Raw genomic sequence first — 12524 nt, 5'->3', positions numbered from 1 at the left:
TGTTGTCGTTCATTTCAGGGATTCCTGTGCCGCGCCATCAGCTTGGCCTGCAGAACCACGACGACAAGCAGGAAGGCGCCGCGGATGACGGATTGCCAGTAGGCCGACAGCGAGATCCAGCCGAGGCCGTTTTCGAAGTTCAGGATATTGAAGACCATGGCGAGCAGCAGGGCACCGGCAAGCGTGGCGCCGACCGAGCCGGAGCCGCCCGTCAGCAGCGTGCCGCCCACCACCACCGAAGCGATGGCGAAAAGTTCCCAGCCCACGCCTTCCGTCGGCTGGCCGGCGCCGAACTGCGAAGCAAGGATGACGCCGGCAAGGCCGGCCAGCATGCCGGATGCCAGATAAACGGCGGCAAGCGTGCGCTCGACCTTGAGGCCCATCAGCCCGGCCGTTGCCTCGCCATCGCCGATCGCCAGGATATGGCGGCCGATAGGGAGCTTTTCCAGCACCAGCCAGCCGAGGATATAGGCGCCAAGCGCGATCCAGGCGGGAATGGGAAAGCCGAGGAAATCGTCCTGGCCGATGATGGTGAAGCCGGTGTCGTACGAAACGGAGACCGATTGGTTATTGGCCAGCAGCAGCCCGGTGCCATAGGCCGCCAGCATGGTCGCGAGCGTCGCGATGAACGGCTGGATGCGCATCTGGGTGATGATGAAGCCATTCAGTGCGCCAACCGCCATGCCCGCCGCCATGCCGCCGAAAAGTCCGGCTGCCCAGTGATACGGCGAGAGAAGGGCGGCGACCACGCTGGCCATTGCCGCCGTGCCGCCGACCGACAGGTCGATGCCGCCGGTGATGATGACGATTGCCATGCCGAGCGCGATCAGCGCGAACATGGAATTGTAGCGCAGGAAGCTCAGGATGTTGAACGGCGACAGGAAGTTGTCGTAGCGCAATGCACCGAACAGGATGAGGCCGGCAAGCGCGAGGATGACGCCGACGCGGGCGATATCGCCTGACGATTTGATGGCGAATGGGCGGAGGAGGGCATGCATGGGTTTTCTCCTCAGTGGCTGTCGGCGCGTTGCTGGATGAAGACGGCGAGCACGATCAGCCCCGCCTTGACGATCAGGGCCGCGGCATCCGGAACGCCGTTGGCGAGCAGTGTATAACGCACCAGTTGGATGACGAAAGCGCCGAGCACGGTGCCGATGATGTTGGCCCGTCCGCCGGTCAGGAGTGTTCCGCCGACGGCGACGGCGGCAATGGCGTCCAGTTCCATGCCGAGGCCGACGAGATTGGCATCGCTTGCGGAATTGCGCGCCACCACGATAAGCCCGGCAAAACCTGCGAGCGCCCCGCTGATCATGTAGACGAACAACTTGACGCGCTTGACGGGGATGCCGGTCAGCCGCGCCGCCCTCTCGTTGCCGCCGACGGCGATGATCTGGCGGCCGACGACGGTGTAGCGGATCATCGCCGAGGCGAGCACGACGATGACGATCATCAGCACGACCTGCGCCGGGATGCCGGCGATGCGGCCCATGGCGATAAACTGGAAACCTTCGTTCTTGAAAACCTGCAGGTTGCCGTTGGTCATGACCTGCGCGATGCCGCGGCCGGCGATGAAGAGCACCAGCGTTGCGATGATCGGCTGGATGGAGAAGCGGGTGACGAGCAGCCCGTTGAACAGCCCGAACACGGCGGCCACCACGACCGGGATCAGGAAGGCAAGAACCACGGCGACCGCCATGTTATCCACCTGCCAGAACTGGCCCATGAAGATCATCGGCGCCAGCGCGCCGGCGATGGCCATCAGCGAACCGACCGAAAGGTCGATGCCGCCGGTGGCGATGACCAGCGTCATGCCGGTGGCGACGATGACGATGGTGGCGACCTGTGTCAGGTTCACGTTGAGTGTCTGCCAGGACAGAAAGTTCGGCGTCACCGCGATGTTGAAGATGATCAACGCCAGGAAGGCGACAAAGGTGCCGTAGCGGCTTGCCAGGGTGAACAGTCGGCTGCCGGAGGAGAGCGTGCCTGACGGCTGCGGGGCAGGGGTCTCGATTGTCGTCATGTCATTCTACCTGATGGGCCATGGCGGAAAGCAGCGCCGCCTCGCTGAGATCCTTGCGCGGCAGCGTCGCCACCGAGGTGCCATCGCTCAGCACGGTGACGCGGTCGGCGGCGGCGAGAAGCTCTTCCAGTTCGGAAGAAATCATCAGGACGCTCAGCCCTTCGTCGGCAAGATTGCGCAAAAGCTTGAGGATTTCCGATTTCGCGCCGATATCGATGCCGCGAGTCGGCTCGTCGATAATGAGGAGGCGCGGATCGGTGGCAAGCCAGCGGGCGAGCAGTACCTTCTGCTGGTTGCCGCCCGAGAGTTCCTTGATCGGCTGGTCCGGCGAAGCGCATTTGACGCCGAGCGCCCGGATGTAGCGCGTGACGATCTCGTCCTGCCTGGCGCGATCGACGATGCCGGCCTTTTTCAGCTTGGGCAGTAGTGCCAGCGTCATGTTTTCGCGGATGCTCATGTCGGGCACGATGCCGTCGATCTTGCGATCCTCGGAAACGAGGCCGATGCCATCGGCAATCGCATCCGCCGGCTCACGGTAAGCACGGTCGCCGCCGTCCATGCGGATTGTGCCCCGTTGCAGCCTGTCGGCGCCGAAGATCAGCCGCGCCGTCTCCGTGCGGCCGGAGCCGAGCAGGCCGGCAAGGCCTGATATCTCGCCCTCTCGCACGGTCAGGCTGACATCGCGCACCCGTACCCCGGCGCCGGCGTTTTCGACGGCAAGGCGGACAGGGCGTTCGGGCACGTCCTGATCGGGCGCCATCGCCTGGAAGGCGGCGAGTTCCTTGCCGAGCATATGGCGCACCAGCGCCATCTTGGGCATGTCGGCCATCGGGCTTTTAGCAACGGTCTGGCCGTCGCGCATGATCGTCACGCGGTCGCAGATGGCATAAAGTTCATCCAGCCGGTGGCCGATGAAGATGACGGCGACGCCGGAGCGCTTCAGCGTGCGGATCGTCTCGAACAGCACGGCGACCTCGCGCTCGTCCAGCGAGGAGGTCGGCTCGTCCATGATGACGAGGCGGGCATTCTGCGTGACGGCGCGGGCGATCGCCACCATCTGGCGGGTCGCGGCGTCGAAATGTGCGACGGGACGGTCGACGTCGATGGAAAGATTGAAGGTTTTCAGCACGGCCTCGGCGCCGCGGCGCATGGCGGCGTGGTCGATCAGCCCAAAACGTTTCGGCTCGCGGGAGAGATAGATGTTCTCGGCCACCGAGCGCTGCGGGGCGAGGTTGATTTCCTGGTAGATGGTCGCGATGCCGGCGCCTTGCGCTTCTGCCGGCATGGTGAAGTCGATATCCCTGCCATTGAAGCTGATGCTGCCCTCGTCGCGGCGATAAACGCCGGTGAGAATCTTGATAAGCGTGGATTTGCCGGCGCCGTTCTGGCCGACAAGCGCCATGATTTCGGCAGGCTCCACCTCAAGCGAGGCGGACTTGAGCGCCACGACGCCGGCAAACGCCTTGGAAATGCCCTGCATGGAAAGAAGCATCGGGGTTCTCCTCTATCCCACCCGCATGACGAGCCTACACCCGAACTGGCCCGAGGTCGCCCGAAAAAGCGGCCGAGACGGTGATGCCGCCCCGGCCGCAAAAGGCTTGGGAGTTTCGATTAGTAGGCGTTGGCGAGTTCAGCGGCCGCGTTGGAGGCGTCGTAGAATTTGTCTTCGTTCACGAGGGCCGGCTCGATTGTCTCGCCCTTGGCATAACGCAGCATCGTTTCGAACGCCTTCGGCCCGAAGCGCGGATTGCACTCGACGACCGCCGCGATCTTGCCGTCAACGACGAGCTGGACGGCTTCCTTGCCGCCGTCGATGGAGAGAACGAGGACGTCCTTGCCCGGCACCTTGCCGGCGGCTTCCAGCGCCGCGATGGCACCGATCGCCATTTCATCGTTGTGGGCATAGATGATGTCGGCATCCGGATGCGCCTGTAGCAGGGCTTCCGCAACCTGGCGGCCCTTGTCGCGGGCGAAGTCACCGGTCTGCGAGGCGACAATCTCGAAACCGCCGGCCGCCTGGATCGCCTCGTCAAAACCCTTCTTGCGGTCGTTGGCGGGTGAGGAACCGGTCGTGCCTTCCAGCTCGATGATCTTGGACTTGCCGTTGGCATTCTTGGCCAGCCATTCGGCGACGCGCTTGCCTTCCTCGATGAAGTTCGAGCCGATGAAGGTCAGGTAGTCTTCGCCGGCCTTGGCGAGAGACGGATCGACCGAACGGTCGAGCAGGATGACCGGAATGCCGGCCTTCTTCGCGGCCATGACGGCCGGGATCAGCGGCTTTTCTTCGCGCGGCGCCAGGAAGATGACGTCGACGCCTTGGGCGATCATCGAGTTGACGTCGGCGACCTGCTTGGCGGCCGAGCCGGCAGCATCCGTATAGACCAGCTGGAAGCCAAGCTTTTCAGCCTCGGCCTTCATGCTGTTGGTCTGGGCAATGCGCCAGGGATTGTTGGATTCGGTCTGCGCGAAGCCGACCTTGTAGGTGTCCTTCTGTGCCAGCTTCGGCACTTCGGCGATAGCGACACCGGCGACGGCAAGCGCGCCAACGGCTGTTGCTGCAAGCATGAAGGTGCGACGGGAAATGGATGTCATAGGCGGTTTCTCCTCCCAGGTTGTTGCCGGCGCTCCTCTGCCGGACGTGAGCAAATTCGCGCTTCACATGTGCAAATCTTGCGCTAATAATATTAGCAGTCAAGAGCCAAAATTATGAGCACTTGCAAAAAATCTGTGTGCAGTGCAAAGCACGGCGAGGGGCGAGGAACGACGCATGGCCAAGGCAAACGGGCGCAATACGGACAAGCAAGGCAGCGGACGCCCGACCATGACGGATATCGCGCGCATCGCCGGTGTTTCCCAGTCCAGCGTTTCGCTCGTACTCAACGAGATGTCCGGCTCGCGCATCTCGCCGGAGACGCAGCAGAAGGTGCGCGAGGCTGCTCATAAAATAGGTTATAGACTGCCGGCCACGCGCGGCACTGTTGCCGCGACACCGGTGGTGGAGAAGGATACCATCGCCTTCATCGTCGACGAGATCTCCACCAGCCCCCATCCGGTCGTCAGTCTTGACGGCATCCGTGACTATGCTTTCGAGCAGGGGCTTCTGGTTTCCGCCCACGCCACGCGGTCGAACCCGGATCTCGAGCAGGCCGTGCTGCGCTCGGTGCTACGCGATCCCTCGATTGCCGGGGTTATTTACGCGACTATCTTTACGCGCAAGGTCTCTGTTCCGCCAGCACTGAAATCCATCCCGACCGTTCTTCTCAATTGTTATTGCGAACCGCGCCAGCATGTGGCGATCGTGCCCGGCGAGGTGGCGGGCGGCTTTGCGGCAACGGCGCATCTGACGGCGCTGGGGCACAAGCGCATCGGTTTCATCAACGGCGAGCCGTGGATGGATGCTGCGATGGATCGCCTGAAGGGCTATAAACAGGCGCTTGCCACGGCGGACATCGCCTTCGACGAAAGCCTGGTGCGGGATGGCGACTGGTTGCCGTTACGCGGTTATGAGGCGGGTATCGAACTGCTGTCCATGGACAACCGCCCGACGGCAATCTTTTGCGGCAACGACCTGATGGCGATCGGTGTCATGGAAGCGGCGCAGGAAAAGGGACTGCGCGTGCCGCAGGATGTCTCCGTCATGGGCTACGACGACCAGGAGTTGGCGCGCTACACGCATCCGCCGCTCTCGACGCTTGTCCTGCCCAACTACGAAATGGGCCAGACGGCCGCGGGGCTCCTCATCGACATGGCAATCCACGGCAAACAGATCCGCCCGATGACCATCAAGGTCGACGGTCCGCTGGTGGTGCGGGAAACCACGGGCGCATGGGACCGCTGACGATCCCGCGCCAGCGGTCCGGATCGGTGATCCGGTCATGGGAGTTCGATTGTTCTTGCCGGACAAGCAGTGTCGATTGGGAAACGGCCGGCTGCCGCGAGCGCTTGCCAGCCACTGAGCTTCGATGTAATGCCCAGCTTTCATGAAGATTTCATGCAAATTTCTTCGCAGCACAGGCCCGAATCGTGATCAGGAGAGCGATCCGGTGCCTTTTTGCGTGTCCGGTACGAATTTTTTCCCATTTCGGGAACGGACTGGGCAGACGCGTATTTTGACGTTTGCTAACACGTCAGGTCAAAGTAGGCCGCTGCTTAAACATGCGGATCACAGTGTGGGAATGGCGGAGTGATGGAGCAGGAACAGAACCAGCAGAAACTCGTCCCGGCGGTCGAACGGGCGGCTGGCATTCTCGACATCATCGCCACGGCAAAGCGCTACCTGACCGTATCGGAACTGGCACGCGAAACCGCCTTGCCAAAAAGCACGGTCCACAACCTGTGCTCGACGCTCGTCCAACTGGGGCTTCTGATCCGCCGCCCGGACCAGACCTATCTTCTCGGTCCGCATCTCTTGAGATGGTCGAATGCCTTTGACCGCCAGACGGACGTCGCGGCGGAGTTTGCGGCCCTTTGGGATCAGCGCGACATACCGCACGAGGCCGTCGTTTCGCTCGGAATTCCGGAAAAGGGCGAGGTCGTTTTCATCGCGGCGCGCCAGTCGGCGGGTGGTCATCGATTTCCGGTCCGGCCGGGGCTGCGTCTTCCCGCACCCTTCGTTGCTGCCGGCCAGGCCGTGCTGGCGCATGCATCCGACTACGAAGTCCGAAGGCTGTTCGCCGATGGTTATCCCAAGCCTCTTACGGAACGGTCCGCCGGCAATCTGAACGAACTTCTCGCGAGGCTCGCGGACGTTCGCAAACATGATTATGCGATCGAGGAAGAGCAGTGTCAGGCCGGGATTACCAACCTGGGCGCGGCGGTGCTCAATTCCCTGAACCGGCCGCTGGCGGCGGTCATGATCAGCGTGCCGGCCGAACTGTTCAGCGGCAAGGTCCGTGAAGAGTTGGCGCAGGTGCTGCTCGACATCACGCAAAGCCTGTCCCGGCGCATGGGTGCCGATCTGGACAGCCGTCGCGGCTGAGCCGCGAGCTGCCTCTCGCAGATCAGGCGACCGCAGCCGTGCGGTGGGTGGCATGTCGCGGTGCCGCCGATTGGACCGGATCGATATGGGCTTCCACCAGCCGAAAGATCTGTTCAGGATTGTCATGCTGGGGAAAGTGCCCCTCGCCATGCAACATGACCCATTTCACCGGGCCGGAAACGACGCCCGCGATGGCGCTCAACTGCATGGGGCTGGCAAATTCGTCATCCATGCCCTGGATCAGCAACAGTGGCGCGGCAACGCCTTCGAAGAGATCGAGCGCCGACCAACGCTGCATGGCATGCGTGCGGCGATGATCGGTCCAGGCGAGATATAGTGCCTGCGGATTGTCGTGATGCGCGCCCAGCCGATCGCTGAGGCCGCTTTCACGCTCGGTGGCCGGCAACTCCGCCGTGGCGGCGTCGAAATGGGTGTCGGCAAAAGCGTAAGGCGCAATCGCGGCAATGCGACCGGCGCGTTCGGGAAACAGGGCGGCGAAAATCAGCGCCACGGTCGCACCGTCGCTATGCCCGAGAAAATCGGCCGTGGTTATGCCGAGCGCCGACAACAATGCCGGCAGGACGATCCCTGCCTCATGGATCAACGGATCGATGTTCTCGATGTTGCCGGCCGCCGGGCTCCTGCCGCGCCCCGGGCGCGACCAGGCGATGATCTTTCGTCCGGGATCGTTCGCGAGCACATGCTGGCCAATCTCCAGGAGCGATTCCCAACTTCCCATGCCATGGCTGACGAGAACCAGCGGCGCGCCGTTCTCCCGCCCGAAAGACACGACCTCCAACAGTCCTGCCGCGGTTTCGATCATCTGGCTGCTTGGTGCCGACGACCGTTCCCCCGGCATCGAACCGACTTGCCTCCCATTGAAGTCCAGCACGACAGTACCTCCCCACGTTTTCCGTCATTGCCCTGCCGGACCGGCGGCTCCTCTTCCGCATGCCCGACCCCGATGAGAACGATCCCACTGGCCGTATCATGGCACTAAATGCAGTGCTGCACCATATGGGCAGCCACTTGTCTCTTACCCGATTGTCTCATTTTTGGCCGTTTGCCCGCTGCGCTGATTGGCCGAGTGGAGCAGGCCGCTCATCCGGCTCAGATCGGCTCCCATGCGATGCGAGAGGCGTGTGGCGATGCGCTGGACGTTGGAAATCACCCGCCCACGGTCGCCGCTGGCCAGAGCCTCGGTCGGCAGGCTGACGGCAACGCCGGCAATCGGCCGGTTGCGCGAATCCAGCACCGATGCCCCGAAGCAGACGATACCTTCTGCAACCTGCTGGTCGTCGCAACTATAGCCGTTCTTGCGAACCTCCTGCAGTTCGCCGAGCAGCACCTCGATATCCTGCACGCTTTTCGGCGTGCGGCCGGGCGGCAACCCATCCGAGAAAAGTTTTCTCACTTCGAATTCGTTCATATGACTGAGAAACGCTTTGCCGGTTGCCGTAAACGCCGCCGGCAGGCGCATGCCGGCGCGGAATTCGATCAACGAATGGCTGACGTCGGAATTTCTGGCCGCGATGTAGACCACTTCCGGCCCTTCGAGCACCGACAGCGTAATGGTGGCGCCGGGCAACTCCGTCTCCTGGTCCCACATCGCAGCGAACTCGGCCGCAACGTCCGATTGCGTGGTGAATGCGTTCGACCAGCGCATGACATGCGGTCCCATCTGGAACGTCTGGTCGTTGCGGCGGATCAGCAGTTCGAGGTTGACCAGCGTATGGCACAGCGTGTGGACGCTGCTACGTGCGAGGTTCAATTCCCGCGCCATATCCGAAAGGCTTAAGGGACTTCGGGACCGGGCGACCAGGTCCAGGATGCGGGTCCCTCTCTCCAACGCGGGTACGTATTTCGCCTTGCTGTCCGACTGGTCCATGAAGCATTCCGAATGGATTTTTGGGCGGCTGTTTTTCTCTTGACAGACGTTTAGCCCGAAGATTAGCTTCCAGTCCAGTGAAAAGTGTTCGATATGTTGAACACAAGACGGTTAGAAGAGCGATGATCGATCGCCGAAGGGCGGGGATCACGCGCCGTCAGCTTATGGGAGCGACGCATGGTAATGGGTGTGCGGGACTGGGCTATCCGCTTCGGTGAGACATCGGACCGAGACCAGACCATCGGCGCAATGGCGCGATACTATACCTGCACCTTCATGTGGGACATGGGCACCCAGAAGGTCATCGTGGAAATGGTCGACGGCAAGGTCTACAGGGTCAACACCGATCCGCAGCCGCTGGATGCCTATGATTTCGCGCTGCGAGCGAGCCCTGCCACGTGGCGGGAATTCGCCAAACCTATCCCGGACCCGATGTATCACGGCATATGGGCGGCCAGCTTCCGGCGCGACCTGAAGATCGAGGGCAACATCCTCGTGATGATGCAGAACCTTCGGAATTTCACCGTGCAGTTCGAACTGCTGCGCAAGGTCGGCGTCCCCGTCTGACACCCGCCAACCCTATCCGTTCACTAGGAATACCGGAATGGCAAAACACTCACCCGTCATCGGCCGATACGTCACCATTGATGTCGACGGTTACGAATACAAGGTCTTCTACCTCAGGAACGGCCAGGGAATCCCGCTCGTCTGCCAGCATACCGCCGGCTGCCACAATCATCAGTGGCGCGGCCTTCTGGAAGACGAGGAAATCACCAAGCATTACGACGTGATCGCCTATGACCTGGCGCGCCACGGAAAATCCGATCCGCCGCTCAACAAGGAATGGTGGAAGGAAGAATACCGGCTGACCGCCAGCCACTACATGAATTTCATCGTCGCGCTCTGCGATGCGCTGGAACTCGACAACCCGATCTTCATGGGCTCGAGTTTTGGCGGCAACGTCGCGCTGCAGCTGGCGTTGCACCATCCGGACCGGTTTCGCGCCGTCATTCCCGTGGAAGCGGCCGAGCATGCGCCGGGCTTCTTTCTCGACTGGTGGCGGCACCCGCATGCCAACGCCGCACAGGTCTGCGCCAGCGGCGTCTGGGACCTGATGGCGCCGCAGAGCCCCGACATGGATCGCTGGCTGACCTGGCATTACTACACGCAAGGGTCGGAAGTCTTCAAGGGCGACCTGTTCTTCTATTCCATCGACCACGACCTGCGCGGCAAGCTCGGCAACATCGACACCCGCAAGTGCCCGGTGATCATGATGACCGGCACCTACGACTACCTGACGCCGCCGGAGGCGACGGAAAACACCGCCCGGCAGATCCCCGGCGGTATCTACATCGAGATGGAGGACATCGGCCACTTCCCGATGTCGGAAAACTACCCGCTGTTTGCCGTCTACCTCAAGGAAGCGCTGCGCATCGTCGAGACGAGAACCTGAACCATGGCCCGGGAAAACTGAGGTTGCCGCGATGAAGATCATAGAATTCGACGACAAGGGCCATCGCGTCGAGGTGGACGGCCGCACGGCCTCATCGAAGGGAGCAAGCTCGTCGCTGGCGCCGCGGCCGGTGTTTTCCTCCGCGCCGAAGGAAGCGCCGCGCGAGCGCCGGAAATCCTCCGGCATCGAACTGCACATGTTCCAGACCGGCGTGCTGCGCACCAAGACCAAATACATCAAGATGAACCAGGGCGAGGAGCCTTTCGAGATCCCGGTTCCGTGGTTCCTGATCAAGCATCCGCAGGGCAATGTGGTGATCGACGGCGGCAACGCCGTGGAAGTGGCGATCGACAAGCGCGCCCATTGGGGTTCGGTGCTCGCCGCCTACGATCCGATCATGAGCGTTTCGGAAAATTGCGTCGACCAGCTGAAGATGGTCGACGTCGCGCCGCATACCGTGCGTTACGTGCTGCAGTCGCACCTGCATCTCGATCATACCGGCGCCATCGGGCGGTTTCCCAAGGCGCAATATGTCGTGCAGCGGGCGGAATACGACTATGCCTTCAAGCCGCACTGGTTTTCCGCCGGCGCCTATATCCGCGCCGATTTCGACCGGCCGGGTCTCAACTGGAAATTTCTGGGCGGCAGCTACACCGATCACTACGACCTGTTCGGCGACGGCACCATCCGCATGATCTTCACCCCCGGCCACTCGCCGGGCCACCAGTCCTTCCTGATCACCCTGCCGAAGACCGGCCCCGTGCTTCTGACAATCGACGCCGCCTATACGGTTGACCACTGGGAGAACAAGGCACTGCCGGGGCTTGTCGTCTCGTCGGCGGATGCGGCCGATTCCGTCGCCAAGCTGCGCAAGATCGCGGCCGACACCGGCGCCATGGTGGTCACCGGCCACGATCCGGTGAGCTGGGCCGGTTTCCGCAAGGCGCCGCATGATTTTTACGACTGATTGCCTGTGAGAATTGGACATACCAACCTGGAGGAGTTGAATATGCTAAAGAAATTCGCCTGTGCGGCGGCGTTCCTCGTCGCCGCCGCGATCGGGGCGCATGCCGAGGGGATCGACGAGATCAATCCCGACGTGGCAAAGCGCCTTTACAACAAGGACATGCTCGACCCGATGCAGCCGATCGGTCCGAGCAAATGGCGGGATTTCAAGGCCAAGAACCCGCCGCCGTGGAAGATCGGCTACGCCTCGTCCTACGCCGGCAACACCTGGCGCGCCGCCGCCATGGACGAGCTGCAGAACGTCATCGTTCCCGAGTGGAAGCAGCTTGGCCTGCTCTCCGACGTTGTCATCACCCAGTCGAACCTCAACGATGCGACGCAGATCCAGCAGATCCGCCAGCTCGTCGACCAGGGCGTCGATGCGATTATCCTCTGCTGCTCGAACCCGACGGCACTGAACGCTTCGGTGAAATATGCTGCCGACAAGGGCGTTCCGGTCTTCTCGATGACCGGCTACCTGACCTCGGAATATGCCGTGAACTCCTCCGTCAATTATCAGGTCGGCGGCTACGAGATCGGCAAGGCGATGGTCGACCAGCTCGGCGGCAAGGGCAACGTGCTGGTGGTCGAGGGCATTCCGGGCACATCAGGCTCCGACAGCCAGAACCGCGGCGTTCTCGCCGGCCTCGCGTCCTCGCCTGATATCAAGATCGTCGGCTCGGTTGCCGGCATGTGGACCGACCAGGTGGCGCAGGGCGAAGTGCAGAAGTGGCTCGCCACCAATCCAGGCAAGCTCGACGGCATCGTCGTGCAGTCGGCTGCTGAAATGGGCGTGCTGCGCGCCGTGCAGCAGGCCGGCCGCGGTGAAATCCCGGTCGCCATCGGCGGCGAACTGGGCGCGCTGTGCCACTGGCGCAAGAACCCCAACTACATCAATTACTCCTATCAGCTCTGGCCGCCGGCCGATGATATCGAGCTGATGTGGCATGTAATGATGCGCACGCTGCAGGGGCAGGGCCCGAAGATCCAGTCGATCCTCGTCGACCCCGTCAAGCTGACGCATGACGATCTCAAGGCCGTCATGAACGAGGATTGCTCCGTCGATACCGCCGAATGGCTGAAGGTCGGCGCCAAGCGCTGGGGTTACGACCCGTCCTACCTCGACGACTTCTTCCTGCGTCCGGCCGATCCGAAGGCCTACAAGCCCTGATCTCTGAGG

The 12524-nt window shown here is 62.3% G+C and carries 12 protein-coding genes; 6 read left to right on the top strand and 6 right to left on the bottom strand.

The genetic code is table 11. The features are described 5' to 3' along the window. Positions 1-14 precede the first annotated feature (14 nt). From ACSQ3I_RS06640 to ACSQ3I_RS06625, 4 genes are all read right to left on the bottom strand, one after another. The gene (locus ACSQ3I_RS06640) at positions 15-998 is read right to left on the bottom strand and encodes an ABC transporter permease (protein WP_435997199.1); all 984 of its coding nucleotides are present in this window, start codon (positions 996-998) and stop codon (positions 15-17) included. Between the two features lie 11 nt (positions 999-1009). Further along, a complete protein-coding gene (locus ACSQ3I_RS06635) occupies positions 1010-2020 on the bottom strand; it encodes an ABC transporter permease (protein ID WP_435997197.1) in 1011 nt (336 codons plus the stop codon). A 1-nt stretch (position 2021) separates the two neighbouring features. Continuing rightward, entirely contained in the window at positions 2022-3512 is a 1491-nt protein-coding gene (locus tag ACSQ3I_RS06630; protein ID WP_435997196.1) for a sugar ABC transporter ATP-binding protein, read from the bottom strand. Between the two features lie 119 nt (positions 3513-3631). Next, positions 3632-4612, bottom strand: coding sequence for an ABC transporter substrate-binding protein (locus ACSQ3I_RS06625; protein ID WP_435997194.1), 981 nt, complete (start codon positions 4610-4612; stop codon positions 3632-3634). Positions 4613-4787: 175 nt separating this feature from the next. Between ACSQ3I_RS06625 and ACSQ3I_RS06620 the strand changes: the two genes are divergently transcribed. Together ACSQ3I_RS06620 and ACSQ3I_RS06615 are read left to right on the top strand one after the other, a co-directional pair. Then, positions 4788-5858, top strand: coding sequence for a LacI family DNA-binding transcriptional regulator (locus tag ACSQ3I_RS06620; RefSeq protein ID WP_435997192.1), 1071 nt, complete (start codon positions 4788-4790; stop codon positions 5856-5858). Between the two features lie 348 nt (positions 5859-6206). Further along, the gene (locus tag ACSQ3I_RS06615) at positions 6207-6998 is read left to right on the top strand and encodes an IclR family transcriptional regulator (protein ID WP_435997190.1); all 792 of its coding nucleotides are present in this window, start codon (positions 6207-6209) and stop codon (positions 6996-6998) included. Between the two features lie 22 nt (positions 6999-7020). Here the strand turns inward: ACSQ3I_RS06615 and ACSQ3I_RS06610 are convergent, their stop codons facing one another. Together ACSQ3I_RS06610 and ACSQ3I_RS06605 are read right to left on the bottom strand one after the other, a co-directional pair. Next, complete coding sequence (locus ACSQ3I_RS06610) at positions 7021-7890, bottom strand: alpha/beta fold hydrolase (RefSeq protein WP_435997188.1); 870 nt, start codon at positions 7888-7890, stop codon at positions 7021-7023. A gap of 144 nt (positions 7891-8034) precedes the next feature. Then, positions 8035-8886, bottom strand: a complete 852-nt coding sequence (locus ACSQ3I_RS06605) for an IclR family transcriptional regulator (RefSeq protein ID WP_435997186.1) — start codon at positions 8884-8886, stop codon at positions 8035-8037. A 177-nt stretch (positions 8887-9063) separates the two neighbouring features. On the opposite strand from ACSQ3I_RS06605, the gene ACSQ3I_RS06600 reads away from it, so the two are divergent. From ACSQ3I_RS06600 to ACSQ3I_RS06585, 4 genes are all read left to right on the top strand, one after another. Next, positions 9064-9453 (top strand): hypothetical protein, encoded by a 390-nt coding sequence (locus tag ACSQ3I_RS06600; RefSeq protein ID WP_435997184.1) that lies wholly within the window; start codon positions 9064-9066, stop codon positions 9451-9453. A gap of 37 nt (positions 9454-9490) precedes the next feature. Beyond that, positions 9491-10339: an alpha/beta fold hydrolase gene (locus tag ACSQ3I_RS06595; RefSeq protein WP_435997183.1), complete on the top strand. Its 849-nt coding sequence runs from the start codon at positions 9491-9493 to the stop codon at positions 10337-10339. Positions 10340-10535: 196 nt separating this feature from the next. Beyond that, a complete protein-coding gene (attM, locus tag ACSQ3I_RS06590) occupies positions 10536-11306 on the top strand; it encodes an AttM family quorum-quenching N-acyl homoserine lactonase (protein ID WP_435997571.1) in 771 nt (256 codons plus the stop codon). A 42-nt stretch (positions 11307-11348) separates the two neighbouring features. Next, complete coding sequence (locus tag ACSQ3I_RS06585; protein ID WP_435997181.1) at positions 11349-12515, top strand: ABC transporter substrate-binding protein; 1167 nt, start codon at positions 11349-11351, stop codon at positions 12513-12515. The last annotated feature ends 9 nt before the right edge of the window (positions 12516-12524 follow it).

The organism is Rhizobium sp. LjRoot30 (genome assembly GCF_964253915.1).
Taxonomy (GTDB): Bacteria; Pseudomonadota; Alphaproteobacteria; order Rhizobiales; family Rhizobiaceae; genus Metarhizobium.
The sequence above is the reverse complement of the archived record's forward strand: the minus strand, read 5'-3'. Positions and strand labels throughout refer to the sequence as shown.

Excerpts from the sequence above, each read along its gene's own strand:
- ACSQ3I_RS06640 (WP_435997199.1), bottom strand. The coding sequence starts at position 998 with ATGCATGCCCTCCTCCGCCCATTCGCCATCAAATCGTCAGGCGATATC.
- ACSQ3I_RS06635 (WP_435997197.1), bottom strand. The coding sequence starts at position 2,020 with ATGACGACAATCGAGACCCCTGCCCCGCAGCCGTCAGGCACGCTCTCC.
- ACSQ3I_RS06630 (WP_435997196.1), bottom strand. The coding sequence starts at position 3,512 with ATGCTTCTTTCCATGCAGGGCATTTCCAAGGCGTTTGCCGGCGTCGTG.
- ACSQ3I_RS06625 (WP_435997194.1), bottom strand. The coding sequence starts at position 4,612 with ATGACATCCATTTCCCGTCGCACCTTCATGCTTGCAGCAACAGCCGTT.
- ACSQ3I_RS06620 (WP_435997192.1), top strand. The coding sequence starts at position 4,788 with ATGGCCAAGGCAAACGGGCGCAATACGGACAAGCAAGGCAGCGGACGC.
- ACSQ3I_RS06615 (WP_435997190.1), top strand. The coding sequence starts at position 6,207 with ATGGAGCAGGAACAGAACCAGCAGAAACTCGTCCCGGCGGTCGAACGG.
- ACSQ3I_RS06605 (WP_435997186.1), bottom strand. The coding sequence starts at position 8,886 with ATGGACCAGTCGGACAGCAAGGCGAAATACGTACCCGCGTTGGAGAGA.
- ACSQ3I_RS06600 (WP_435997184.1), top strand. The coding sequence starts at position 9,064 with ATGGTAATGGGTGTGCGGGACTGGGCTATCCGCTTCGGTGAGACATCG.
- ACSQ3I_RS06595 (WP_435997183.1), top strand. The coding sequence starts at position 9,491 with ATGGCAAAACACTCACCCGTCATCGGCCGATACGTCACCATTGATGTC.
- attM (WP_435997571.1), top strand. The coding sequence starts at position 10,536 with ATGTTCCAGACCGGCGTGCTGCGCACCAAGACCAAATACATCAAGATG.
- ACSQ3I_RS06585 (WP_435997181.1), top strand. The coding sequence starts at position 11,349 with ATGCTAAAGAAATTCGCCTGTGCGGCGGCGTTCCTCGTCGCCGCCGCG.